Source organism: Paraburkholderia phenoliruptrix (genome assembly GCF_047325075.1).
GTDB lineage: Bacteria > Pseudomonadota > Gammaproteobacteria > Burkholderiales > Burkholderiaceae > Paraburkholderia > Paraburkholderia phenoliruptrix.
This window is the reverse complement of the sequence record NZ_CP168530.1, coordinates 853348-879062: the sequence shown is the minus strand read 5'-3', so window position 1 is coordinate 879062 and position 25715 is coordinate 853348. Positions and strand designations below refer to the sequence as shown.

General features: G+C 62.4%; 22 protein-coding genes and 2 pseudogenes. 10 read left to right on the top strand and 14 right to left on the bottom strand.

Annotated elements, in window-relative coordinates; translation table 11 throughout:
• Positions 1–92: 92 nt before the first annotated feature.
• On the bottom strand, positions 93–1121 hold the full coding sequence (locus tag ACEN8U_RS03830) for an AraC family transcriptional regulator (RefSeq protein WP_368608104.1): 1029 nt from the start codon (positions 1119–1121) through the stop codon (positions 93–95).
• A gap of 68 nt (positions 1122–1189) precedes the next feature.
• Positions 1190–2020, bottom strand: a complete 831-nt coding sequence (locus ACEN8U_RS03825; protein ID WP_368608105.1) for an oxidoreductase — start codon at positions 2018–2020, stop codon at positions 1190–1192.
• 364 nt (positions 2021–2384) lie between these two features.
• Here ACEN8U_RS03825 and ACEN8U_RS03820 point away from each other — a divergent pair, with 364 nt between their 5' ends.
• From ACEN8U_RS03820 to ACEN8U_RS03805, 4 genes and pseudogenes are all read left to right on the top strand, one after another.
• Positions 2385–2855 (top strand): DUF2147 domain-containing protein, encoded by a 471-nt coding sequence (locus tag ACEN8U_RS03820; protein ID WP_368608106.1) that lies wholly within the window; start codon positions 2385–2387, stop codon positions 2853–2855.
• A 190-nt stretch (positions 2856–3045) separates the two neighbouring features.
• Positions 3046–3198: pseudogene (locus ACEN8U_RS03815) on the top strand (patatin); the annotation flags it as partial.
• Between the two features lie 66 nt (positions 3199–3264).
• A complete protein-coding gene (locus ACEN8U_RS03810; RefSeq protein WP_368577560.1) occupies positions 3265–3591 on the top strand; it encodes a hypothetical protein in 327 nt (108 codons plus the stop codon).
• Positions 3592–3594: 3 nt separating this feature from the next.
• Positions 3595–4335: an SDR family oxidoreductase gene (locus ACEN8U_RS03805; RefSeq protein WP_368608107.1), complete on the top strand. Its 741-nt coding sequence runs from the start codon at positions 3595–3597 to the stop codon at positions 4333–4335.
• Positions 4336–4492: 157 nt separating this feature from the next.
• On the opposite strand, the gene ACEN8U_RS03800 is transcribed toward ACEN8U_RS03805, so the two are convergent.
• Complete coding sequence (locus ACEN8U_RS03800) at positions 4493–5125, bottom strand: TetR/AcrR family transcriptional regulator (RefSeq protein ID WP_368608108.1); 633 nt, start codon at positions 5123–5125, stop codon at positions 4493–4495.
• A 285-nt stretch (positions 5126–5410) separates the two neighbouring features.
• Here ACEN8U_RS03800 and ACEN8U_RS03795 point away from each other — a divergent pair, with 285 nt between their 5' ends.
• Both ACEN8U_RS03795 and ACEN8U_RS03790 read left to right on the top strand, forming a co-directional pair.
• On the top strand, positions 5411–6304 hold the full coding sequence (locus tag ACEN8U_RS03795; protein WP_368608109.1) for an NAD(P)/FAD-dependent oxidoreductase: 894 nt from the start codon (positions 5411–5413) through the stop codon (positions 6302–6304).
• Positions 6305–6400: 96 nt separating this feature from the next.
• Positions 6401–7264, top strand: coding sequence for a class I SAM-dependent methyltransferase (locus ACEN8U_RS03790; protein WP_368608110.1), 864 nt, complete (start codon positions 6401–6403; stop codon positions 7262–7264).
• Between the two features lie 234 nt (positions 7265–7498).
• Here the strand turns inward: ACEN8U_RS03790 and ACEN8U_RS03785 are convergent, their stop codons facing one another.
• From ACEN8U_RS03785 to cynS, 4 genes and pseudogenes are all read right to left on the bottom strand, one after another.
• Positions 7499–8398: a GNAT family N-acetyltransferase gene (locus ACEN8U_RS03785; protein WP_368608111.1), complete on the bottom strand. Its 900-nt coding sequence runs from the start codon at positions 8396–8398 to the stop codon at positions 7499–7501.
• Positions 8399–8548: 150 nt separating this feature from the next.
• Positions 8549–9136 carry a class I SAM-dependent methyltransferase gene (locus ACEN8U_RS03780; RefSeq protein WP_368608112.1) on the bottom strand — a complete coding sequence of 196 codons (588 nt, stop codon included), beginning with the start codon at positions 9134–9136 and terminating at the stop codon, positions 8549–8551.
• Between the two features lie 317 nt (positions 9137–9453).
• Positions 9454–9936: a DUF1348 family protein gene (locus tag ACEN8U_RS03775; protein ID WP_368577569.1), complete on the bottom strand. Its 483-nt coding sequence runs from the start codon at positions 9934–9936 to the stop codon at positions 9454–9456.
• 72 nt (positions 9937–10008) lie between these two features.
• A pseudogene (gene cynS / locus ACEN8U_RS03770) lies at positions 10009–10365 on the bottom strand (cyanase); the annotation flags it as partial.
• Between the two features lie 46 nt (positions 10366–10411).
• On the opposite strand from cynS, the gene ACEN8U_RS03765 reads away from it, so the two are divergent.
• The gene (locus tag ACEN8U_RS03765) at positions 10412–10774 is read left to right on the top strand and encodes a VF_A0006 family four-cysteine protein (protein WP_413657332.1); all 363 of its coding nucleotides are present in this window, start codon (positions 10412–10414) and stop codon (positions 10772–10774) included.
• 168 nt (positions 10775–10942) lie between these two features.
• On the opposite strand, the gene ACEN8U_RS03760 is transcribed toward ACEN8U_RS03765, so the two are convergent.
• The 4 genes from ACEN8U_RS03760 to ACEN8U_RS03745 all read right to left on the bottom strand — a co-directional run bounded on the left by ACEN8U_RS03760 (position 10943) and on the right by ACEN8U_RS03745 (position 16606).
• Positions 10943–11401: a YaiI/YqxD family protein gene (locus tag ACEN8U_RS03760; protein ID WP_368608113.1), complete on the bottom strand. Its 459-nt coding sequence runs from the start codon at positions 11399–11401 to the stop codon at positions 10943–10945.
• A gap of 89 nt (positions 11402–11490) precedes the next feature.
• The gene (locus ACEN8U_RS03755) at positions 11491–13152 is read right to left on the bottom strand and encodes an NRAMP family divalent metal transporter (protein WP_368608114.1); all 1662 of its coding nucleotides are present in this window, start codon (positions 13150–13152) and stop codon (positions 11491–11493) included.
• Positions 13153–14125: 973 nt separating this feature from the next.
• Positions 14126–15253: a VIT1/CCC1 transporter family protein gene (locus tag ACEN8U_RS03750; RefSeq protein WP_368577831.1), complete on the bottom strand. Its 1128-nt coding sequence runs from the start codon at positions 15251–15253 to the stop codon at positions 14126–14128.
• 237 nt (positions 15254–15490) lie between these two features.
• On the bottom strand, positions 15491–16606 hold the full coding sequence (locus tag ACEN8U_RS03745) for a hypothetical protein (RefSeq protein WP_368608115.1): 1116 nt from the start codon (positions 16604–16606) through the stop codon (positions 15491–15493).
• 606 nt (positions 16607–17212) lie between these two features.
• On the opposite strand from ACEN8U_RS03745, the gene ACEN8U_RS03740 reads away from it, so the two are divergent.
• Positions 17213–18505, top strand: coding sequence for an NRAMP family divalent metal transporter (locus ACEN8U_RS03740; RefSeq protein ID WP_368608116.1), 1293 nt, complete (start codon positions 17213–17215; stop codon positions 18503–18505).
• Between the two features lie 87 nt (positions 18506–18592).
• On the opposite strand, the gene ACEN8U_RS03735 is transcribed toward ACEN8U_RS03740, so the two are convergent.
• Positions 18593–18796, bottom strand: coding sequence for a hypothetical protein (locus ACEN8U_RS03735; RefSeq protein WP_368608117.1), 204 nt, complete (start codon positions 18794–18796; stop codon positions 18593–18595).
• 363 nt (positions 18797–19159) lie between these two features.
• Between ACEN8U_RS03735 and ACEN8U_RS03730 the strand changes: the two genes are divergently transcribed.
• Complete coding sequence (locus ACEN8U_RS03730) at positions 19160–19825, top strand: hypothetical protein (RefSeq protein WP_413657328.1); 666 nt, start codon at positions 19160–19162, stop codon at positions 19823–19825.
• On the opposite strand, the gene ACEN8U_RS03725 is transcribed toward ACEN8U_RS03730, so the two are convergent.
• Together ACEN8U_RS03725 and ACEN8U_RS03720 are read right to left on the bottom strand one after the other, a co-directional pair.
• Positions 19806–21326, bottom strand: a complete 1521-nt coding sequence (locus tag ACEN8U_RS03725; RefSeq protein WP_368608119.1) for a diguanylate cyclase — start codon at positions 21324–21326, stop codon at positions 19806–19808. The two genes, ACEN8U_RS03730 and ACEN8U_RS03725, sit on opposite strands and share 20 nt — an antisense overlap.
• A gap of 151 nt (positions 21327–21477) precedes the next feature.
• Positions 21478–24573 (bottom strand): acetoacetate--CoA ligase, encoded by a 3096-nt coding sequence (locus ACEN8U_RS03720; RefSeq protein WP_368608120.1) that lies wholly within the window; start codon positions 24571–24573, stop codon positions 21478–21480.
• A gap of 406 nt (positions 24574–24979) precedes the next feature.
• Between ACEN8U_RS03720 and ACEN8U_RS03715 the strand changes: the two genes are divergently transcribed.
• The gene (locus tag ACEN8U_RS03715) at positions 24980–25714 is read left to right on the top strand and encodes a cupin domain-containing protein (RefSeq protein ID WP_368608121.1); all 735 of its coding nucleotides are present in this window, start codon (positions 24980–24982) and stop codon (positions 25712–25714) included.
• The last annotated feature ends 1 nt before the right edge of the window (position 25715 follow it).

The window sequence follows — 25715 nt, the reverse complement described above, 5'->3', positions numbered from 1 at the left end:
CAGCGTCGACCGGCGGTCTCTGCGTGGCCGGCAACGAGTCGAAGCTACGGAAGGAAGTCTGGGCAAAGAGCGCGCCGGGGGTTATGTGCGCGTCAGATCGGTTCGGCGGCAATGCCCAGCGAATTCAGTTCGCGCCAGCGGTTCGGGGTGACGCCTTCCCAATCGCGGAACGCGCGATAGAACGAGCTCGTGTCCTGGTAACCCAGCAGGCAGGAAACCTCATCGATGCCCGCGGCCGGGTCCGCAAGCAGCCGGCGCCAGAGCTCCTGTCGGGCCTCGGCAAGCAGATCCCGGAATGTCGTGCCTTCGTCCGTGATGCGCCGTTGCAGTGTCCGCTCGCTCATCCCGAGGTCGCGCGCCACGTCCGACAGTTCCGGCCGGCCGCTTGCGAGGCATCGTTTGAGTACGACCTTCACCTGCTCGCGGATCGAGCTACGCGCTTCGATTTCCTCCAGCGCTGCCGTCAGTGCCGGGGTCAGCATGTCGAGCAGTTCGGGGTTGTGGCCGGGAAACGGCCGGTCCAGATCGACCGACTTCAGCACGAGCGCATTGCGCGATGCGCCGTAGCGAATCGGGCAGCCGAAATACTCGCGGTAGACCTCGTCCGTGGGACCTGAGCGAATGAACTCCACGCGGCGCGGCGTCAGGTGTTGCCCGGTACCCCGCCTGCCGAGCTCGAGCAGCGTCGCAAACGTGACATCGGTCGCAACAGCGGGTTCAGATTCAGTGGCGTATGGCCACGCCGACGTGAGCGTGCATTCGCCCTCCTCTTCGGCGATATGTAACTGCTCCGGCGTGCAGAGTCTCTTGAAGCGGGCGACCCGCTCAAGGCCGTCGCGATAGTCCCGGGCATGGAATGCAGCAAGGATGAAAGGGGGATGCGTCGCGGCTTCGCTCCGGGTCACCAGTGTGATGCCCAAACCGGGCTCGGGCGCCAGCTGCCCGATCGCTTTCCATAGCGCGAAGTAGTGCTCGGTACTCACGAGCGCCTGCGGATTCAGGTGCAGCGTGGCGGGTAGCCGGGCCTGACGCAGTACCGCGGCCGGCGGCAAGCCGGCGTGCGCAATCGCGCGCCAGAACGCCTGCGGTATCTTGCATCTGTCTGCCATGACTGCGCCCATCGGTGCCTCTGGTGTAATAGCCTCTGCCCCTCGTGCGCGCCCGTCGCGAGCCGGGCGCGCGGATTATCCTAGCGCATCTGGCTCATGATCACGCGGTCGAACATCCGGTCGCCAAACCAGGCGCGGATCAGGATCATCGGCTTGGCGTACTTGCCGGCGACGTAACGCGTGCGGGGTTTTCTCGCGCGTAGTGCCTGCGATACCACGTTGGCGATGACACCCGGGTCGGTGCCGCGTCCGTTGCCGTAGGCTTGCTGCGTCGACTTTGCGACAGCCTGAGTCAGCTTCGCGTAGGCACCGCTGCCGGAGCGCGCCAGCAGGCCGCGCGAAACCACATCGCCAAATCCGGTCTCGATCAGGCCAGGTTCCACGATCACGACGCGGATGCCGAATGGCGCGAGTTCGAGCCGCAGGCAGTCCGACCACCCTTCGAGGGCATGCTTCGTCGCGTGATACCACGCGCCGAGGAGCGTATAGATCTTGCCGCCCATCGACGTGATGTTGACGATCGTGCCGCTGCCCTTGTCGCGCATGGCGGGGAGGAGCAACTGCGTGAGGCGGGCCGTGCCGAACACGTTGACCTCGAACTGGTATCGCGCCTCCTCGATGCTGATGTCCTCCACCGGCCCGTACAGCCCGAACCCGGCGTTGTTGACGAGCACGTCCACTCCCCCGGTTTCCTTGAGAATCGTCCCGGCTGCCGACACGATCTCGGCTTCGCGGGAAAGATCCATGCGCAGCAGCCTTGCGCCAAGGCGTTCCAGGTCGATCATCCTGTCGACGTGCCGCGCAGCCACGTAGACCTGGAAGCCGTCGTGGATCAGCTGCCGGGCGATTTCCTTTCCCATGCCCGAGGAGGCGCCCGTCACGAGGGCTGTCTTCTTGCTTCTATCAAACATCGTGTTCTCTCAGCGAGTTCTGACTGAGTGAACCTTACGCGCCGCACGGCGCCGGCGCACTAACGAAAGGCGCCACACTGGTCGCAATTCGCGCCATGCCGAAAGCGGCGACCGGAAAGCGATCCGCCGCGCAGCCCTCCGTTCCAGGAAGAAATGGCGCTACTCGCAACGACAGCGGCGTCATCCGCCACTGTGCGATCCGGGCTCAGTCCTTACGATCCGGTCGTCTGTCGCAATCGTGATCACGCCTCGCGTGCGTGAGCCGGTCCTGCCGGACGGCGTGCGCTGCCTCTGTGAGGGCGGCTGCACGCCGGACGCCCGGAACAAGATTGCTTCCCGGAAACCCCTCAAAAGGATCACCGGCATGAACGCAAGCCTGGTTTTACGCCAATCGGCCGTCTCCATGATGCTCTTCGTCGTGAGCCTGTTTTTAACGCTAACCGCTCATGCCCAGCAGGCTCCCGGCGACGGCATCGTTGGAATATGGGAAGCCGACGATGGCAGCGTGAAGCTCGACATGTACAAGGCAGGCGCCGCCTTCGAGGCACGTCTGCTGTATGGAAATCAGGTGGTGGAGTCCGATAACGTCACCTTCAAGCTCGACACGAGGAACCCCGACCCTGCGCAGCGCTCCCGCTCGCTGAAGAACATCGTGTTTCTGACCGGCCTTCGCTGGGACGACGGTGAATGGACCGGAGGCTCGCTCTACGACGGGTCCTCCGGCCGCACATACACCTGCAAGGCGACCATCAAGGACGGAAAGATGTATCTGCGCGGCTACCTCGGTATATCCGCCCTCGGACAGACCAGGGTGTTCCATCGCGTGAATGCGTAACGAAATACACCGGGAAAGACACAAGGACGACCGGATGCCATGGGCGTTTGCCGGCAGATCTTTTGGAACGGTCCGATGAAACTGTCATGGAGTTGCGTGCTGCCTGCCCTGTTGTGCGCGCTTCTGGCGACGTCCTGCGCGGGAACTTCCAGCACGAGCGAGACGGCGCGCGACATCGGTCGACTCGCTTGTGGCAGGCAAGCCCATCGAACGTTTTCCGAAGCGATTTGCAGCCGTAGCGAGTGACCTCGAGCGTTCCACCCCCGTCATCCTGACGCAGGGGGACGCAAGCGAGGCCGCGAGAGCGTCCGCGTCGATCCCCGGCGTCTTTGTGCCGATGCGATACCGGGACGGTATGCTCGTGGACGGCGGAGTCACGTCTGTCGTGCCCGTCCGCGTGGCGCGGGCCATGGGTGCCGACATCGTCGTCGCGGTAGACATCTACTGTCACAGTCCCCGCTATCCCGCAACTTCTATCATGTCCATCGTGCTGAGGACCATGCAGGTCCAGAGTTGTCTGATGGCACAAAACGAACTGGCCGAAGCGGACGTCCTGATCGCGCCGGCCGTTTCGCCCGCAGGCGCACAGGACACAGCCGGGAGAGAGCGTGCGCGGCAGGCGGGTTACGACGCGGCAAAGTCCGCCGCTCCGCAGGTGGAAGCGCTTCTCCGGAAGAGGCATCCGGTGCTACGCTCCGCACCGGATGCGCCAGTTTCCAACGCAACACTCCGCTGACAGATGATGCAGACCTCGTTCCAGCAGTCGTCATTCGATCTGGCGCATGTACGCCAGCCACCGTCTCGTCGCCGGGTTGTGGTTGCCGGCGCTACGGGGCTCGTGGGAGCCCACATCCTTCGGCAACTGCTCGAAGATCCGTCCGTGGCGGAGGTTCATGCTCTATGCCGGCGTGAACTGGAGGTACGCAGTCCAAAGCTCATGGTTCACCTGGTGGATTTCCGGTCGATCCCGCCTTTGCCTCCAGTCGACGAAGCCTATCTTGCGCTGGGTACAACGATCAGGCAGGCGGGAAGCCGCTCCGCATTTCGCGCCGTGGACTTCGAAGCCAATCTTGCTGTTGCGAAAGCCAGCCTGGCGGCTGGCGCAAGACGGTTTGGCGTGGTCAGCGCCATCAGCGCGAATGCACGCTCAATCGTGTTCTACAACCGCGTCAAGGGCGAACTCGAAGATGCACTTGCCGCGCCAGGCCCCGAAACCCTCGTCGTGGTACGGCCTTCGTTCCTGCTTGGAGACCGGAAGGCTCTGAAACAACCTGCGCGCTACGGCGAAAAGATGGGCATCTGGCTGAGCCAGTTGCTGAGACCTCTGCTTCCCGCGGACTTTCGTCCTGTCGAAGCGCACCGTGTTGCGCGAGCCCTGGTTTTGGCCGTGCCGGCAATCGAGGGAAAAGCCATTGTGCCGTCGGGTTCCATCGAGGACTTCGAACTGAATTCGCTCTTTGTGCCCAAGCGAGAGTCCTGACGAGCGGGGCGCGCATAGACATATGGATTGTGAGTGCGCGACGTGCGACCGTGCTGCACGGATGTGCGGTCGCCGTTGTCAGCTCACCCGCGCGGCAGTTAGTGTGCAACATCCAGACTGTCGCGAAAACTAACGGCCGGTTCGCGATAGCGCACCTTTAGATGCCACCGTGCGCGGCGATGAACATGGCGACGGCCGACCGGCAATAGGACTCGATTTCGTTGTCGTCAATTGCCCTCGCCTCATCGAAGCGTGCGATAAGCAGCAGATCGCATCCTTTGAAGAGTGCGCCAAACAAGCGGGCGGACCGGTGAGCATCGGGTACGTTCAGAATCGCTTTCGCGTGCAACTGATGCAACACGGCCTCGATCTGGGCGATGACATGGGCGGGCCCGGCTTCGTAATGGAGCTTGCTTAACGACCTTTGATTCGTCTTGTCGGCCAAAACCATGGCTTCGACACTGCGGACGTCCGGACTCAACAGCGTGCGAAGCAGCGAAGATCCCACCGCCATGAGCTGATCTTCAGCCGAACCGGCGATGCCTTCGGTAAGCGTCTGCGGTGCAAACTGCTGGCAGTGGGCCGCCATGGCCGCGCTGAACAGCGCCTCCTTGTTCTCAAAGTGCCGATAGATGCTTAGCTTGGATATCTTCGCCCGCTGCGCGACCTTGTCCATGGTCGTCGCTTGAAAACCCAATTCCACAAAGAGTTCGCAGGCGGCGTCGACAATCGTTTGACGAAGCGCCTCGTTGGCGGGCCGGCCGCGCCGGCTCTGGCTGTTTTCGGTCACAACAATTCCAGTACTTGACAGTATTCAAATTCTTGCACTACGATACCACGCAGTATCTTAAATGTGCAAGCCAAGGACAGGTTTCAACCAGTTGCCCCAATCAGGTTTTCTCGGGGCGCCTGGCGATATCGAATGCGGGATTGTGGGGCCGATCAATACAGCCATCAGCAACTTTCTCGCCAATGCCGAAGCCCTACTCGCTGACCGTCTCAAGCGCGTATCGCTGGACGATATTGCACACCACGCCCAGCCCACCCCTCCAATCACAACACGGAGCCCATCACCATGGATGACGTCATCATCATCGGCGGCAGCTTTGCCGGCCTCGCCGCTGCCCTGCAGCTCGGCCGTGCCCGCCGCAGGGTCACCGTTCTCGATACCGGCCGGCCGCGCAACCGCTTTGCCGGCCACTCGCATGGCCTGCTCGGCCACGATCACAAGCCGCCGCTGGACATCCTGGTCGAAGCGCGGCAGCAGCTGTCGCGCTATCCAACGATCAGCCTCGTCAATGCCCGGGCAGAGAGCGTGTCTGGCGCCATCGACGATTTCTGCGTCGTTACTGACGATCACGAAAGCCTGAGGGCGCGCCGCTTGATCCTGAGCTATGGCGTCGCCGACCAGATGCCTGATGTTCCGGGCTTTGCCGAAAGCTGGGGCACGTCCATCGTGCCCTGCCCCTATTGCGACGGATTTGAAGTCGCCGGCCAGCATTGGGGCCTCGTCTGGTCCAGCCCGCAGTCGTACCAGTCTGCCAGGCTGTTCCGCGATTGGACCGACAAGTTGACTGTCTTCGCCGATGGTCATGACATTGCGCCCGATATCCAGGCCGATCTGGCGCGCCGCAACATATCTCTCATCGATGGCCGGATCGTCGAGATCGCCCACCAGAATGGCCATATCACCACCGTCAATCTCGATACCCGCCGCAATGTCGCGGTCGACGTCCTGTTCGCCCATCCGCGCAACAAGCCGTCCGCGAGCCTGCATGAATCACTGGGCCTCGCCACGGTCGACACCCCCACGGGCATCGTCCTCAAGGTCGACGAGCGCCGCCAAACCAGCATGCCCGGCATCTACGCCGCCGGCGACCTCGCCACGCCCTTCTTGCCCTCGGTCACCCAGGCTTCATCGCAGGGCGCGATGGCGGGTATCTTCGCGCAGCAGTCGATGGTTGTTTGACAGCACACATTGCCTTCTCCCGTTGCGCCCTTGCGTCCGAAAAGGTTGGCGTAGATCGGCGCGGTGATGGACGGATAGTCGAGTCAAGGAGATGACATGGCAGAGCAAAGTGCCGATCAGGTCGGTGACTGGAATGGTCAAAGCGGGGAGCGCTGGGTCGCCAACCAGGCGCGGCTCGACGCCATGGTCGCGGTGTTCGGCCAGGCCGCGATAGAAGCCGCCGCGCCCGCGACGGGTGAGCGCGTGCTGGACATCGGCTGCGGCGCGGGCGCGTCGAGTCTGGCTCTGGCCGCCCGCGTCGGCGCGGGGGGCCAAGTGCTGGGCGTTGACATATCCGAACCGCTGATCGGCCGGGCGCGCGCGCTTGCGCGACAGGATACGCCGGCCATGTTTCAGGTGGCCGACGCCAGCAGCGCCGAGCTGCCCGAAGGTGCGTTCGACATCCTGTTCTCACGTTTCGGGGTGATGTTCTTCGACGATCCGACAGCGGCGTTCGCCCACATGCGACGCGCGCTCCGGGCGGGCGGGCGGGTCGCTTTCGTCTGCTGGCGCGGTGCGGCCGAGAATGATTGGATGCGCCTGCCGGTGGGCGCGCTCAAGGGCATCCTCCCGCCGAGCGCGCTGCCCGATCCCGAAGCGCCCGGCCCGTTTTCGTTCGGCGACCGGGGGCGCGTGGCGCGCATCCTGATGGCGGCCGGCTTCACCGATATCGCTATCGCGCCCTTCGACGCTTCCGTCCCGTTCGGCGAGGGCGAAACGCGGGACGCTGCGATCGACGACGCGGTGAAGATGACGCTCGAGGTCGGCCCGCTTTCGCGTGCGCTCGCTGATCAGCCCGACCACATCCGAGCCCGCGCCTCGGCCGCAGTTCGTGCCGCCTTCGCAGGCCTCCCCGGCGAGCGATCGGTGATGATCGACGGCGCGGCGTGGATCGTCAGGGCACGCAATCCGGCAAGCTAACAGGAATGAACAGGGTCGACGCCCCCGCTCGGTAGAGCGGGGCGTCGTTGGCCGCTCAGATTGCTTTCCCTTCTGGCCGCTGAACGAGCGCTCGCCTTGTGACAATCAGATGGCCGGTTGCGAAGCAGAGCCGACGCCTGAGCGGTCTGCCGGCGGTGCATGTGACCGGCAGTTTGTGCCCGCCCCTGCCCGACACGACGAACCGGCCCAGCCCCGTCCCACCCCCAAAACACGTCAAACCCGCCGTTCAAGGCCGAAAACCCCGGCGCCGTCTAGCATCTCGACCAGTCCCTCCGGATAGATAGTCTCGGTCGTGGCGGACAGCTCGTCCCGACTCCACCATTTGTGCGCCGTCATCACTTCCATTTCTTGCGCGGTCCAACCGTCACGCGAAATGGACTCCGCGCCGGTGGTGACGACGAAATACTGTTCGACGGCGAGCACGTGCTCACCGTCGGGTAACTGCATGAGCACTTCGCGCTGTCCGACGGGCGGGGCGAGTTGTGCCTCGCGAATGCCGGTTTCTTCACGGAGTTCCCGCATCGCCGCTTGCGCAAAGGTCTCGCCATGCTCCACACCGCCTCCAGGTGTCGCCCAATAGGCCTGTCCCGTGAGCGCTCCAGATTCATGCACGAAGCGAAACAACAACACTCGCCGCTTTGGAGTGGTGATCAGAAGCCTGGCCGAAGGCCGCTCACGTATTCGATTCACCGATTTCTCGTACAGCGAGTCGACATAGTCGCCATGTTCGGTCATTGGTTTGAGTCCTACCCGGACGAAGCCAAGCGACTCATAGTAGTGACATAGCCTGATGTTTCTCGCGTCGCATCCAAGCCGAACAAAACGTCGGTTCAGTATGCTGACCTGGTCAGCGCACCAATCGAGGACGAAGCTGCCAAGCCCACGGCCATGAAAGCCCTTTTTGACAGAAAGTCCGTGCACATAACCCGCGACTGGCTCTTGAAGCCCCCAATATACTTCGTCATCCAAATCGAGTGAAAACGTGCCCACGAGCACACCGTCCTCCTCCACGACATACACCGCTCTTCGCGAGAGACTCTTCAGCACCCATTCTTCAGAAAAGCCGTTCCCTTCCCTGCCCCATGCATAATCGCCATGAGCCAGCTTTTCCAAATGTGCGTCGTTCCGGATCTGTGTAATAACCGGCACGTCAGCTGCTGTCGCTCTACGGATGCTTCTTGAGGCCATCGCCTAAGGCTCCGTTCGTTACGGAGTTGGTCACCCCGATCGCCGTGACTACTTTCATCCGATCAGCAGGCACGTCTATCCCTTCCTGGCGATGACGCGACCGATCGCCTTACCCGACGAAGGACTCACCACTTGCTCGTTCACAACAACAGTTGCGTCGGATAAAGCCTGCAGAACTAACGAAGAATCAAAGGCGGCATAGAGCCGCCCATGTTCGTCCCGCCGGTCGTTCCCCTCGGTGACTCGCCAGCTCAAATACAGAGTTCCACCAGGTTCGATGATGTCGAGGAGCCTGCGCACCGAAGGCACAATCAATTCCGCCGCCAGATGCATGATGACCGTTTCGCACAGCACATTCTGGAAAGTCGCGTCCGCGATGCCCTCGAGCTCGGGTAGCGCGGCAACCTGAAACTCCACCTCGGGATGGCGCCGCCGAGCCTCTTCGAGCAAACACTTCGAAGGCTCGAAGCCCACGGTCGGAAAACCATTCGAAGAGAGCCAGGCAGCATCGCGTCCGCTGCCACAGCCAACGTCCGCCGTACGTCCGGGACGGAAGTACTTCCGCACCAGCGCGTGCAAGTCTGTCGCTGGCGGCTGCTCATCCCAGTCTTTTGCAAATGACGCGGAATGTTGGTCGTATGCGCTAAGCGTTCTGATGTCCATAGACTTTTGTGCATGTTGCGCCCGGCATTTCGTCGACACGGCAGCAGATGGGCAAAACCGGGGCGCGGGCCGGCCGCCTTCTTATCACCACTGACGCTCCCACGCGACGTCGATCGAGATTAAACGATTTCCGAATCTACCGTGCTCACGTTCATCGAGGTTTGTCCCTGAACCACCCTCAAATTCTTCGTGCGACGGTAGATCAACGACGCCTTGGTCCTACGCATTGTATGCGTCCCGTAAGCCGCGTCGTCGAATCTGATCGCCGCCGCGCGCACGCGCGTCACGCCGAACGTTGGCGCGCGCGTCCCGGCCTCTTACAGGCCGAGATCACTCAAGCCAGGATGATCGTCCGGACGACGTCCGAGCGGCCAGTGAAACTTGCGCTCGGACTCCTTGATCGGCATGTCGTTAATGCACGCGAAGCGGCGCTGCATCAGACCATCTGCGCCGAACTCCCAGTTCTCGTTGCCGTACGAGCGAAACCAGTTACCCGCATCGTCGCGCCATTCGTACGCGTAGCGCACCGCGATACGGTTGCCGTCGAACGCCCACAGTTCCTTGATCAAACGATAGTCGAGTTCCTTGCGCCATTTGCGCTCGAGAAACGCACGTGCTTCGTCGCGATTGTTCGCGAACTCCGTGCGATTGCGCCATTTCGTATCGAGCGAATAGGCGAGTGCGACCTTGGCGGCATCGCGCGAATTCCAGCCGTCTTCCGCGAGACGGACCTTTTCTTTGGCCGATTCCAACGTGAACGGCGGAAGCGGCGGACGAATTTCCTGCGGTTGAGTCGACATGACGGCTCGCCTTTTTAGATCAGCGATTGAACTTCGTGCGTCGTGGATCGCCCGACCCGCGACGCGATAAACTCAGAACGGCCTGGAGGGCAGATACTTGCCGTTGAGCGCGATGACGGCACGCTCGCCGCCTTCGGGGTCCGGCACCTTCTGGATATCGAGCTTGAAATTGATCGCGCTGATGATGCCGTCGCCGAATTTCTCGTGAACCAGTGCCTTCAACGTCGAGCCGTACACCTGCACCATTTCGTAGAAGCGGTAGAGGGTGGGATCGGTCGGCACGCCGCCCGGAATGCTGCCGCGCACGGGAATGGTTTGCAGCAGGCGCACGGCATCTGCGTCGCGCCCAAGGCGTTCGGCGACCAGCTTCGCCGCGTTCTCCGGCAGCGCATGCTGACCGAGCAGCGCGGCTGTCGTGTACGCGACGCTCCCGTCCCTGCGCCTCGCTTTGCTAAACTTTTGTCCAAGCCTTTCGATGTGCACCCATCCCGGGCAAATCACATTCATGAAGAGATGCGCCATGCCGATCAGCACGTTACGAGCTTTTAGCTTACGGGCTGCAATATGCCTGTCTGGATTACTAACGATGCACCCTGCATTGGCGGATAGCGGGGCGTCATATGACGAGTGTTTGCTTGTCGGGCTGCGCGACGCGCGTAGTCAGGTCGCCTCGAACTATATTCAGCGGTCGTGCTACGCACTATATAGAAATAGCGAAATGCTGCTGCCGCGTGAGCGGGCCTACCACGAGTGCATTGTCCAAAACATGCCGGGAGCCAGGGAGCAATTCGCGATCATGCAGATCAACGCAATCTGTTCTCGGCGAGGGCAACTCTGAAAACCGGCATGGATCTCGACCTGTGACAGGTGGGCGGCCGTGTTGACGAGCGTCCTTCCCGCCACGGCCATCGCACCGGTATAGGCGTCCGCTCAACCGGCTCACGGACGCAGCATGGCTAACAGACCCGCAGCAACGTTTCTTCCTGTCTCCCGGCTATGGAGCGTGTCAACGTGGTGCGTCACGACGACGTACCAGGAAACGATCCAGCTGTGCCGCAAATGCTTTGCTGTCGCCTGCTGCGTAAGGTGTGGGGCCGCCGGTCTGCACACCTGAGTTGCGCAACTGATCCATTACTTCGCGCATCGTCAGGCGCTCCTGAATATTCTCGGAGCTAAACCACGTCCCCCGCGGGTCGAGTACGTGAGCGCCCTTGTCGAGCGCAGCAGCGGCGAGAGGTATATCTGCCGTAATCACGAGGTCACCGCCCTCGACGAGTTCAACGATACGGTTATCGGCCGCATCAAAGCCGTGTGGCACCTGGAGGGCCTTGATGAACCGGGAAGGTGGCGTTCGCAGATACTGATTCGCGACCAGCGTGACGCACACTTCAACACGCCGGGCTGCCCGAAACAATATCTCCTTGACGGCAACCGGGCAGGCGTCTGCGTCGACCAGCACTTGCATCGTGGTGTTTCCGATAGGGGAGGAAGTCATCATATTACTGCTTACACGCTGATTTCAGGCGCACCCTAGCCCATCGGGGCAGCAATCCCTTAGTGAATGGCCACCTGCACGACCTTCACGATGACGAGACCCACCGCAACGACGAGGTAGGTGCGCAGCACACCCATCCACACGCGCGTCGACAAGCTCAGGTGCTGCGGCGCCGCCAGATCTTCGAGCGGCGGCATACGCCACGTGTTGCGCGACTCCTTCAGCGCAGTACGACTGAGGGGCAACTCATCATCTGCGCCAGCTCCACCGCGCAGTTTGCGCGAGAGTTCCACTGTCGCGTATATGACCGCGCCCACCGTGCATCCGACCACGAGAATCTTGAGAATCGCGGCACCGCTAATATCCGGATACACGGTAGCCGCCGTGAGGATGATCGAAAGAATCACGAGCACGGCAATCACGGCGCCCGTAAACACGTTGACTTTCGTCGAATTGATCCACGGGCCGAGCACGGCCTTGTCATTGCATAGAAGCAGCAGAAATACCGTTGCGCTCGGCAGCAGCACGCCGGCCAGCGTCTGCACGGCTTCGGTAAGAAGGCCGAGCGGGCTGCCGGGCAGCAGGACCAGTGCCGCCGCAAGCGCAATGATGCCGAAGTAGACGAGGTAGAAGCCCTTCGCGTCGAGCACGCTGCGATGCAGCGAGTGCTTGACTTTGAAGACATCGCCGATCGCGTAGGCGGTCGAGAGCGAAACAGCGGCAGCGCCGATGATCGACGCGTCGAGCAGCGCCACCGCGAAAATCGTGGCCGACGTCTCGCCGACATATTTGTGCAGCCCGGCGATCACACCGCCCGCATCAGTGAAGTGACCGAACTCGGGCCTGCCGTCGAAGAGCGCCGCCGTGAACGCCATCATTGCCACGGCGCCGACGATCACGAACGCGATACCGATCCAGAGATCCGCCTTCTCGTACTTCATGAAACGCGGTGTGATGCGCTTGTCGATCACGTAGCTTTGCTGGAAGAACAGCTGCCACGGCGCCACGGTCGTGCCGACAATACCGATCACGAGCAGCATCACGTCGGAGAGCTTCGAGTTCTTCGGCCATGTCGGCACCAGAAAGTCGCGCGCGATGACGCTCACGGGCGGGTGGATCGACACGAGTACCGGAATCAACAGCAGACTCAACACGCACAGCACAATTGCAAAGCGTTCGAAGCGCCGGAAGTCGCCCGTGCTGACCGCGGCCATCGTCAGCACGGCGGCGATGCAGACGCCCAGCACCTTCGAGACGCCGAGAAAGTCCAGCGCGAATGTGATGCCGATGAACTCGGTGACGATCGTGAGGGCATTCAACAGGAAAAGGTCGATGACGCTGAAAGCGCCCCAGAACTTGCCGAAGCGCTCGAAGATAAGCCGTGCATGGCCGACACCCGTCACGGCGCCGAGGCGCAGGACCATTTCCTGGTTCACGTAAAGAACCGGAATCAGCAGCGCGAGTGTCCAGAGCAGCGACGTGCCGTAACTCTGCCCGGCCTGCGTATAGGTACCGAAGGCGCCCGCGTCGTTATCGCCGACCATGACGATGAGCCCGGGGCCAAGAATGGCGAGCAGCGTGCGCAGGCGCGCCGTCCAGCTGCCACGGGGGGCGGTATCGTGATGGGCGATCGTGCCGAGCGCGCCCTTGATATCACCCACGTGTGCCTCGTCGAGCACGGCGCTTTGACGTTGCGTGAGGTTTGCGGGAGTGGTTGACATTTCCGGTCATTCCTTAGCAGTGCTGCGTGAAATCGATGATTGACACGTGGCACGTCCTTCCGCCTGCCGGCGCTGCGGCAGCCGGCAGACAGGCGGCCACGCATGGCCCTTCAGCGGGCTAGCTTCTTAAGCGCCGCACAGATGGCGCCGGCTACGCGAGTCCATGTGTGTGAACGGCCGTCGAGCGCGAGCATGCCGTTGTAATGTGTGCGAGCTTCCTCGACATGCGGCAGTTGTGAAACGAGCAAAGCGAAGCGCATGGTGATTCCTCCAGATTCCAGATGCTTGAAACGTGGCGCCGTCGATCAGGCATGCCCCCGTTTCACTTCGCGCGCTTCGACATGCTCGAGCGTGGGAGGAACGTGTGCGGCCCGATGTCAGGCGAAGCGCCCTGCGTTCGGCGAGAACGCCGGGCGAGTCGTGCAGGGACAAGGCTCGGGGTCGGGCATCGTGAACTCCTCTGTGACTCGAGTCCGGTTCATGTTTGACGGACGTGTTCAACCGCACGCTCGATCCGGCACGAATGGCGTGCGCGAAAACAGCGTGAACGAACGGCGGCACGAGCCAAGGGCCCGGCGCACCGGGGCGCGTAGACGAATGTGCGCAACAACGCACGCGTCGACGACGGCGGCCAATCGAAAAGATGCGCGGGTGAGGAACGGCGGAAGCTACTGCGGCGCGCACCGTCTGCCTGCTGGCAGGACGGCGGCTAAGGAAGAATCCAGGCGGGCGTCGTGCCGGTCAGGCAGAAAAACTGTTCGAAGGTCGACTACTGCAACTGTCCAAGGCAAATGCCCCTTTCGTGGAAACACGCGAATTCTAGTGACGGCGCACGAGCCAAGTCAACGACTATTTAGAAGTTTTTTCTTTCGAATCCGTTACTTCCGGCGAATGCAAATGATTCGCACGCCTTTTCGTTTGCTGCTCGCGCAACGACGGCCGCTACGCGTGGTGATCTATGCATCCGGCCGCTCTACGAAACCGACACGCCTAACAGCCGGCCCACGCCGAACGTGAACGCGGCGGCGATCAGGCCGATCGCGACTTGCCGGAAAGCGGAGAAGGCCGCGCTTCGCCCATTGAATAGGGATGTGAAGACGCCGATGGCTGCAAGCGACAGCGCGCTCAGAACAATGCATTGCGCAATGGCCGGAAACCCGTGGGTCCACAGGAACGGCATGGCCGGGAAAATGGCGCCAAGCGAGAAAAGGCAGAAGGAAACAGCAGCCGCGGACCATGGATTGCCGCCCAGTTCCGCCGGGTCCAGGCCGAGCTCTTCCCGCGTCAGCGTATCCAGCGCCTTGTCCTTGTCGCGCATCATCTGCGACGCTACCCGCTTTGCCTCGTCCGGTTCGAGGCCTTTCGCACGATAAATCAGCGCGAGTTCGTGTTCTTCGGCATCGGGCGACATCTTCAGTTCGTCCGCCTCCTTGGCAATCTGAGTGCGAGCGAGCTCGCGCGCGTTGGTCACCGAAAGCCATTCGCCCAACGCCATCGAGCAGGCGCCGGCTATCAGTCCGGCGAGCCCCGTCAGAAGGATTGCCTTGTTGCCGGTACCAGCACCTGCCACGCCCATAATCAGGCAGAAGTTGGAGACGAGACCGTCGTTTGCACCGAGCACGGCCGCACGCAGATCGTTGCCCGACGAGACACCCTTGTGCCATGACTCGGCCGCAGCAATGCGGGCGCCCTGCGACATTCCCGGGTCGCTGCCATGAGCCAGTGTTTCCACCACAGCGGCGTGGTGATGCTCGTCAGCCGACATGTGGCCCGCGTCAGGTTGCCCCTGGTACTTGTTTCGGTCCGCGTATTCGGCTGCAGCGAGCGTGGGCAAGACAAAGGCCGCACCGAAAACGCGGACCAGAGCTCGCATCAGGCGCGTCTTGAGGGCCGGACCGGTTCGCCTGGCGGACATTCCATTGGCGCTTAGCTTGTCCGCCCACACCTGCGCATGTTCACGCTCCGACCTGGCGAGGTCTTTATATACCTGCTTGCGGGTCTCATCCTTTTCAGCGTGCGCAAGGGTCTCGTATAACGCCGCGCTGTGCAGCTCATCCGAAAAGTTGGCCCTGAACCGTTTGATTTCTTTTTTCGATGCCATGGCGAAGTCGAGTGTCGTATCTCTCCTTCCGTAGCGTAAGCGATTCTGGCGCTTCTGAACGCAATGTCCCTGCAACGCGTTGTAACCGAGAACGTCAACGGTTCTCAAGTCGATTTGGAGCATCACGGCCTGCCAGCCCTGCGCCGGCACGCAGGCCAGTAAGCGCGAAAAGGTATCCGGACTGTGAGGACGTGCTATACGCAGCACGTCCCCACTTCGAGCGCCCAATGTCAGTGCCTACACATTCGGCGTCGCGCTCTGCGGGTCCGCCGGTGTGGCAGGATCGGCACTTTGCAGCGGCGGTGCGTAGAGGATCACGTTGGGCAGCCGCGGGTTGGTCGTGTCGGTGCTGTCCAGCACGCGCGACTGAATGGTCGTGTTATCCGTCACGCCCCAGAAGTTGTTCGAGAAGTCGAGCGAATGAACCGTCGACGCATCGTATGTGCCGTGTGACTCGATCACGATGCGATTCACATTCGGTGAATCCTTCTTGAAGAGAAACGAGTTGCGTTGCGCGATGCCGGTGGGCGCCTGTCCGTTGGCCGGGAACGCGTCGATCAGCACGAGCGCATCGACCATGTTGATGAACAGGTTGTTCTGCACGAAGACCGACGGATCGAAAGCGAAGGCCGCCGAGTCGACAAACGTATTGCCCTTCACCGTCGCCGACCTGCTCAGGCGCGGGTAGCCGTTCGTGCCGGCCTGATAAGTCGTCACGCCATTGCGGACAATGGGCGTCACGTTCAGGTGAGTGGCCTGGCTGAAGGTCATCGAAAACGGTGCGGCGTCGTTGATCTGGACGAATGCGTCCTGCAACACGGTATGCGTGATGCTCACCGTGCCACCGCCCGCGTCCGGAGCGAGCGACGTGTTGGCGGCCGTCACGCCGAGCAGTTGAACGGGCCCCTGGCTTCCCACGTTGAGCGTGCCCGCGACGTTGATGATGCCTTTCGTCGGAATCGTACCCACGCAATCGCTCGTGCAGGGCACCGCGCGGTAGGTCTCCACGATCGTGTTATCCGGAATCGTCAACGTGACGCCGGGCGCCACCCGCACGGTGCCGGCGAGGAAATACGGGGAGCCGCTTGCCGGCCACGTGGTGTTCGCGGTGATGACGGTTCCGTCTGGAATCACCGTGTTTGGCTGCGCATAAACATAGGCCGTCACGAGGTTGCCGTTTGCGTCGGTGCAGACTTTGGCAGGGTCCGTCGTGTAAGGGCCGTCTGTGCAGGCCCTGGGACTCGTGGACGAAGGTGTTGCCGATGCCGTGGTGGCGCTGCCGCTGCCGCCCCCTCCTCCGCCTCCGCAGGCAGCCAGCAACAGGACAAGGAGTAAGCCTGGATATTTTTTCATTTGAAGGTCCCCGTATCGCACTTATTGTTCTGGAACATCGCTGTCGTACTGTGTCAGCGATTCGTGCGGTGGATCTTTACACGCCGCGCTGCGGGTAACTGTGGTCTGAGACACAAAAATGGTGCGAGACGATCGCGTCTGCCGACTGCCGCACATGCCTTTCAGGCATTAGCTTTGCTCTTGTGCGTCTGCGTCTGTGATTGCGGCGCGCCGACGGCCAACCGTTCAGCGAATCGATCTACTTTTCAAGGAGCACCAAATGCGAGGCATTCAATCGACGCTTGTACTTCTGACCGCATTGGCCGTTGCCAGTACCGCGGGTGCGCAAGCGGGCGGCAACGGCAACGGCGGATCAGGCGGCGGCAACGCACACGGGGCGGCGACCGCGGCCCCGACCGCCGGAGGAGACAACACGTCGGCACCCGCCAGTACCCGCCCGAGCCACCATCGTTCGCACAAGCACCACAAGCATCAAAGCGGGCGCCAGCCACAGTAGCGGGACGCGCGCATCGCTTTGGCTCCCACGTCGCGCTTGCGCAATGACATTGCACGCGGCCGCCAGCCGTCAGGTCCGCAATTTGCTCTACGGACAACAAGGGGCAGAACATGGACGACGACAAACTGATAGAGCCGGAAGCAGCTGTGCGCGACCCTGTCGAGCGGTCATGGATCAAACGACTGGGGCCGGGACTCATTACAGGTGCGGCAGACGATGACCCGTCGGGGATCGGCACATACTCGCAGGCCGGTGCACTTTTCGGGTTCAACCTGCTGTGGACGATCCTGCTCACGTATCCGTTGATGACAGCGATTCAGCTGGTGAGCGCACGGATTGGGCGGGTGACCGGAAAAGGCCTCGCCTCCAACATGCGCGCGCATTACCCGCCATGGCTGTTGTACGGCGCGGTGTTCCTGCTCCTCGTCGCGAATGTGATCAACATCGCGGCAGACCTTTCAGCGATGGGCGCCGCGGTCGGATTGCTGGTGCACGGTCCGGAGCACTTGTATGTCGTCTTCCTTGGACTGTTCTCCATTGCGCTTCAGATATTCGTTCCCTACGACCGGTACGCGAACTTCCTGAAATGGACCGCCCTGTCGCTTCTCGCCTATGTGGCCGTCGCGGTGATCGTGCCGATCCGTTGGCCGGACGTTGCGCGTGCAGTCGTGCTGCCGCACGTCTCACTGACATCCGACTATCTGACGACGGTCGTCGCTGTCCTCGGAACCACGATCAGCCCGTATCTATTTTTCTGGCAGGCATCGCAGGAAGTCGAGGAAATGCGCGCTGCACCGGGGCAAGGACCGTTGCGCCGCATGCCGTATCAGGCGCCGGCGCAGTTGCGCCGGATCAGTTTCGATACATGGATCGGCATGGGCGTGTCGAACTTCGTTGCGTTTTTCATCATGCTCACGGCGGCCGCGACGCTCCACCTGCATCACATTGATGTGAAAACATCCGCAGACGCCGCGCGAGCGCTCGAGCCGCTTGCCGGGCGATTCGCCTACGTGCTGTTTGCTCTCGGCATCATCGGGACGGGGCTTCTCGCGCTTCCCGTTCTCGCAGGATCGGCCGCGTATGCCGCTGCCGGGAGCTTCCGCTGGCGTAGCAGTCTCGCGCTGCATCTGACGCTTGCACGCGAGTTTTACGCGGTGATTGCGCTCGCCATCGTCGGCGGTGTTGCCATCACCTTCATGCACTTCGATCCGATTCGCGCACTCTACTGGAGCGCCGTGATCAACGGTGTGACTGCCGTACCGATCATGATAGTCATGATGCTGATGGCGCGTAGCAGGCGCGTGATGGGGCAATTCGCCGTCACCGGCCCGCTGGCCTGGGGAGGATGGCTCGCGACGCTTGCCATGGCGGTCGCCTCGATAGGCGTCTTCGTGCCGTCGTAGGAATCGCTTGCAGGCTCGATATCGAACCATCAGGGCAGTTTCACCTGATCTCGGTTTCTACACCTGCAATCACGAGCCGAACGTCGGCTACCGCACCGCGCCCGACTGCTGCACCACCTCCGGGAGCAGCACGGCAGCGGAAAATTCGACCGTGAGAGCCTGTCTCTGCGCTTGCAACCAACCTTTCAGATCAACGTTCTTACCTCGCTGTAGTGAGAGCAATAACAGCAGCGCCACCGCGACATGGAGCCAGAAGACCGACTTCTCCAGGTTTGCGTATTCGTGTTCCATGTTCGCCCTCCTGCCATCCGACGGATCCGGCGAGGCCCGCCTTCGCCCATATGACAAACGACTATAGGCGAAGCATATTGAAACGCCGCTTCAATCCGGCAGTCGACGCACCGTTTTACTCTTGCTAGACTGAATAAGCCGTTGTCGCCGTCGTAGATCGCCTCGGCACCAGGAGGCAGTATGAGCGTCCGCTTCGAAACGCGAGACCGTACCGCAATCGCCGCGCGTGCCGGGAAGATACTGCGGACCTCGGCAGTGGTGATGGGCGCTGCAATCCCCTTTGCGGGATGTGGCGGAGGCGACGATAGCGGACGAGCAGCCGCCTTTGCGACCGCCGACGAGGCGAGTCCGCATGAAGAAGGTGTGAACCCGTATGTCGTGTCGCTCGATATGGAGTTCCGGAGCAAGACATACAGTCAGTGGGCGGTTTCGTTCTGGCAGTGGGTGCTCGGGTTGCCGGTCGGCCCCCTGCCCCATCCATTCGAAGACTGCAACCATCGGCCTATTTCAGCCGCGCAAACGGGAAACGTATGGTTCTGGGCCACGCCCGCTGCGGTGCAGACGATCTGCAACCAGGCGGCGAGCACAATTCCTGCGGGCACGTCGATCTTCCTGCTGGTCCTCGACGGCGCGTCGCTCTTCCTGCCCATGGTCGACGGACCGAATTCACTCGACAATCCGCCCATCCGCACATTCACCGCCGATCAGTTGAAGATTGCCAGCGCCTTTACAAACGACATTCGCGATCTGTTCTGCACGGTAGACGGCGTGGCCGTCGACAACATCGCGGCCTATCGCACCAAGACCGGCATATTCCCGTTTTCCGCGCCTAGTCCATGGATTTTCGGTCACACAGGCGGATCCGCGACGGCCGTCGCCGACGGCTATTACCTGATGATTCAACCGCTGCCAGCGGGGCTGCACACCATTCACTATGGCGGGAAGTTCGTTGTTCCAGCCGGCGTATTCGAAGCCGGCCAGTCCGTCATCGCCAAAGACGTCACGCTTATTATCCGGGTTGGCTCATAGCGCTCGCCGCTCTCACGCAATTGCGGCCCGCCCTTTTCGCTTCGTAAAGCGCGATGTCCGCGGCCTTTGTCAGTTCCTCGCAGGTGGCAGGAGACGCGCGCCGCCCAGTCGCGCAGCCGATGCTGACCGTGAACGGATGAACGGCAGCGCTGCCGGCCTCGCGCCCGGTTTGCCAGGAGCTTTCCAGTTGCTCGCGGATGCCCTCGGCAACACGGTAAGCGCCCGCGGCGTCCGTGTCCGGCAACACAACCACGAACTCTTCGCCGCCATACCGGGCGACGCAATCGCCGCGACGGTGAACGCGCTGCACGATGCGGGCGGCAAGATGCTTCAACGCCTTGTCGCCTTCTGCGTGACCGTATTGGTCGTTGTATTGCTTGAAATGATCGGCGTCCACGAATAGCACCGACAGATGGCTGTCGTTGCGCTGCAATCTGTCCCATTCGTTTTGCAGTACCTCGTCGAGCGCGCGGCGGTTCTTGAGACCGGTGAGCGGGTCGGTCTGCGTGAGTTCGGTCAGGCGGTCTCCAGCGAGCGCGCGGTCTCGCAACGCAAATGCCAGCAGCCAGACGACTGCGCAAAACGCGAAGCTGATGGCGCAGGCGGAAACGCCCACCATCCATGCAAGCGTTCGCCATGAGGCGAGGATGTCGTCGAGTGCGGGGGCGACGACGGCGATCAGCGGCGTGCCGGGCACACGTTCAAACGTATAGAGCCTCAGCACGCCGTCAGTGGAAGAACGCGCCGTGTAGAAGCCGGATTCGTGATTCACCATCCGAGGAAAGGTCAGCGACTTGCTGAAGTTCCGTGTAAACGCTGCGGCAAGAGCGGGATTTCTCGCGACAAGCGTGCCGTCGGTGCGAACAATCGCCGTGACGCCGCGCGAGCCGACGTCGAGCCCATCCAGCAGGCGCCTGAAATATTCCACGTCGATCGCGACCAGGGCTATGCCCTTGAAGGAGCCGTCCGCGTTATTGATCCGTCGGCTGAGCGCCATCGAGTCTACGCCGCCGCGCGAGCGCGCCTGATAGACCGCAGAGATATACAGGCCGAACTTGTTCGACTGCCGATGCACGAGAAAGTAATCGCGGTCGCTAAAGTTCCAGTGATGCGTGCGCGAACAGCAGCCGTCTATCAACTGTCCGCGCTCGTCGGTCACGCCCATGCCCGTCACGTAACGCGTAGCGGCCGTCGGGCTGAACAGCAGATCATGCCGCACGCCCGGCTCCATGTGCTGAACGGCGGGCTTATCGAGCGCGGCAATGAGCGCCTGCAACGATTGATCGGACGAATCGATCGTCCGCGAAATGTTGCTCGACAATACGGCGGCTACGTTTCGGGACGTCTCGTGAGCGTGCAGGATCGCTGTGTCGCGCGCGGCGACGAGCGTGAGCAGGCTCACGCCCAGGACGCTCGCCGCCAGCAGCATGCCGAGCGCGCCCACGATGAACGGATGACGACCCGCGATAATGGCCGCTCGCCCGACAGGGTTAGGAAACACGATAATCGTCTTGTAATGTGCCGATCTTGTTTAATGCGATGTGAATACGACCGCGACGTGGAAACTGACAGTCGGATTATCGGCAGGCAAAGACGAAAAATTGAGTGTTTCAGTTTATTTTTATTCGAGCGGCGACACCTCCGCGCCGATGTCATGATTCGCCGAGACCGCGATCGAGCGCCGCCGCGACGAACTGCACATTCGGTTCGACGATCAGATCGGAATGGTCGCCCGACACCTCCGCCACGACGAGCCCAGCACGCGCCACGCGCCGCCACAGCGGCAGCGGATCGCCATAAGCATCCTGCAGAACCGCCGCGCGCACGTAGACGATGGGGCATGCGTCGTAAGGCTTCGGACGATACGTGGTCATCGCGACGCGCATCGTTTCGCGTATGTGCCGCATCGCCGGCGGCAGCACAGCGGTGTACGCTTCCGGCCTGCGCGCCATGCGGCCAACGCGCATCCGCAATTGATCCGCGACGCCTGTGAACCGGTCTTTCACGTAACCCGGCAGGCGTGCGGCCGGCAGCGCTCTCACCGTGCGCCAATGCATGCGCAAAGAAGCGGCGCGACGTTGTAGTTGCGCGCTCCAGGGGCGGCAGTGCTCGTCGACGTAGGTATCGAGCAGGAACAGCAAATCGATCCGCTCGCCGGCACGACGCAGTTGCTGCGCAATCTCGAAGGCCACGAGACCGCCGAACGAATAGCCGGCCAACGCATACGGCCCTTTCGGCTGCACGGTACGCATCTGCTCGATATAGCTCGCGGCCATGTCTTCCACGCGCAGCAGCGCCGGCTGCTCGCCTTCCAGACCGCGCGCCACCAGTCCGTAAACCGGGCGACGGCTTTTCAGAGAATCGATCAATGCGAGGCACTCCATCACCGAGCCGCTCGCGCTGTGGATCAGGAATAGCGGCACGCCGGTTCCCGCGCGCACCGGCACGAGAGTCGGCGAAGACGACGGCAATGCGTCCTCCCAGATCAGCGAGGCGAGCCGCGAGATGGTCGGCGCGATCATCAGCATGGCGAGTGGGATGACGCGTCCGGTCGACTGGCGTATTTCGGCAAACAGGCGCATCGCAAGCAGCGAATGGCCGCCCAGGTCGAAGAAGTTGTCGTCGCGGCCGATCGGTGCCATGCCGAACAGCTTCTCCCACTGCGCCTGCAGGTGGGCTTCGAGCTGTTCGCGGGTCTCGCCCACCGGCGGCAGTTCGCGCGCGGCCAGATTCAACGCCGGATGAAGCCGGATGGCGTCGAGACACTCGGGGTTGCGCAGTGCCGCCGTGTTGCCGACCGGCAGTCCGTTGACCGCGCAGCGCGCCGCCGCTTCGGAGAGCTTGCCGTTGTGCGTGAGCGGCAAAGCATCGACGGCAATGATCCGGTCGGGCACATGAGCCGGCGACGCGCGGCGCGCGAGGTCGCGGCGCACGCGGGCGGCGAGCGCGCCGTTCAACCCCGCACCCTTGTTCAACACCAGCAACAGCACGAGCCGCGACTCGACCTGCTGCGTATCCCGCGGATTCGCGGACGCATGACGCACCTGCTGCTCGACAACCAGCGCCTCGCGAACTTCGGGAATATCGTTCAACACCCGATAAATCTCGCCGGGACCGACGTTGATGCCGCGCACATTCAGCACGCCGTCGGAGCGGCCATGCATGCGCACGCTGCCTTGCGGCGACAGCGAAATCAGATCGCCATGCGTCCAGACACCTGGATTGCTTGCGAAATAGGCGGCATGAAACGCCTTGCCGTCGGTATCGCCGAAGAATCCGAGCGGACGCGAGGGGAACGGATTCACGCAAACAAGCTGACCGACGCCCGCGGTTTTCGATCCCTGGTCCCATGCCTGTACATCGAGCCCGAGACTGCGGCATTGCGCCTCGCCCGCATACACCGGAACGTTAGGATTACCTAGCACAAAGCAGCCGATGATGTCGGTGCCGCCCGAGATGGACTGCAGCGGCAGCGGCTTCACGTGATCGCGCACCCAGTCGAACTGCGAGTCGTACAACACGGCCCCGGTGGACAGCATTGCGCGCAGGGCGCCGAGATCGAACTGCGTCTTCGGCTGCAGGCCCGTATCTTCCGACATCTTCAGATACGCGGGGCTGGTGCCGAACACGGTGACCCGCTCCTCGGCGACGAGACGCCACAGCGTGTCGACGGTGGACACCGGCCCATCGTAGGTCACGATCTCCACGCCGGAAGCAAGCGCCGACAACTGCCAGTTCCACATCATCCACGCGCAACTCGTGTGAAAGTACATCCGGTCGCGAGGCGCGAGATCGGTATGCAGCCGGTGCTCCTTCAAATGCTCGATCAGCGTGCCGCCGGCGCCATGCACGATGCACTTCGGCTTGCCGGTCGTCCCCGACGAAAACATGATGAAAAGCGGATGGTTGAAGGCGAAGCGCTGCCACACGAAACCGCTCGCGTCGCCGTTATCGAGCAGTCCGGCAAGCGCGTGGATCGGCTGCGTGACCGTGCTCGGCAAGCCGCCGTCGTCGAGGCACACAACCGCTTGCAGGGACGGCAGCGCGGCCGCGAGTTCCGCGATGTTGCTCGCCACCGGTTTGCCGGTGTCGAATGGGCGCGCCGCGGTATGTGCAAACAACAGTCGCGGAGCCAGCGGCTGGAAGCGATCGCGGATCGATTCGACGCCCATCTCGGGCGCCGCGGTCGACATGGTCGCGCCAAGGGCCGTCACGGCCAACGTGCTGACGATAGCCTCGACGTCGTTGCGCATCACGCCGACCACGCGGTCGCCTTCGCGCAGGCCGAGCGCCGACAGCGCCTGCGCGAGACGCGCGACCTGCTCGCGCAGTTCGGCGCGCGTGAGGCGCACGCGGCTGCCGTCGGCGTGACAGGCGGTGAGCGCGGGTGCGTCCGCCGATGCCGTTGACGGCGCCAGCAGGACGTCCGCGTAGTTGAGTTTCATCTGCGGAAAGAAGACCGCGTGTTCGCAGTCGTCGCCGATGCAAACCGGTTCGGCGTCGCCTGAGTATGCATCGCCTAACGCCCATTGCACGAAGCATCGCCAGAAGGTCCGAAATTCGCGGACGGAAAACTCGTACAGGGCTTCGTGGTCGGGCAGCGGCTCGCCCGTGCAGCGTCGCAGGAACGCCGTGAACGCCGTCAACTGCGACGCGTCGATCCGTTCGGGCGAGCTCGTGTAGAAGGGTGTGCGTCCCGACGTGTCGCCATACGCACGCGAGGCGCCCGGGAAGTCGAAGCGATCCATCCAAACCCCATGTTCAGCGTGCGGACACCATTGAAATGCGGCGGGCGCGTCGCGCGCGACGTTGGCCGGCCGCCGATGACGGTACGGGCATAGCGTAGCCAACCGAATGAACGCGCTCCGTGCGACATCGAACACTCGTCGGGGGCGCCTGGGAGGGAGGCCGCGCGCCGGGCAGCCGGCTTGCAGGTTCGCCCGCTGGAACCACCACGGGCTGCCTCGCCGGCATAAGCGGAATGCCTGCGTGGCAACCGGTTAAAGGGTGTGACCGCAGACCGTGCTGTGAGCCCGGCGCACAATGGATGGATTTGCGTTGTTTGCCGGCTCAAATCAGTGCGCCCTGATTTTTTCGAGCTGGTTAAATGGCTGACAGCAAGCAATCATCGTCGGGCAATTCATAGGAGCCAAAGTGAGCGCAGCATTTGTATTGCACCGTGCCGAAGGAGCGCCGGTTTCGACCGCTTTCCGCCGCGGAGCATTTGGCCGCAACGATCCCTTCGCGCGACACCGGGAAATCGCCTGGGAAGGACCGGATGCGATGGCAGCGGGTCGTGTCAGCTTCATCGGCGAGCTCGCTGTGGAGCGCTTTCCCCACATCGAAACCATCGTCGTCGTGGAAGGAACGCTCACGCTGGAGGCGGCCGGAATGGCGCCGTTGGAGCTGGGTCCGCACGAAGGGGCCGTGATCGGCTGCGGTACCGCGCTTCGCATGAGAGCCGAATTCCGCACGCGTTTCCTGTTCTGCGCCGCCGCCTGCGCGCGGCCGACGAAGACCGGCCTCACGCCTTTGCGCGCCGACGCCGATTTCAAGCCGTCGGCCACCCTGCCGGCGGAGGTGCTGCTGGGCCCGGCTCCCGCATGCCGCAGTGACAATGTCTTCAGCGAGGACGACGCGGCGTACAAAGCGGGTACGTGGGACTCGACGCCGTACCACCGGATCATTCTTCCGCATGGTGTGAACGAATTCATGCACCTTCTCGCCGGCAGCGTGCAGTTCGCCGCGCCGGATGGCAGCGTACTGTCGCTCAACGCCGGGGACGCGCTTTTCGTCCCGCGAGGTGCACCGATAGGATGGGAAAGTCGCGAGCGCGTGGCCAAATTCTATGTGGTTCAAAACGTCCAGTCTTCCGTCGAACGAGATTAAT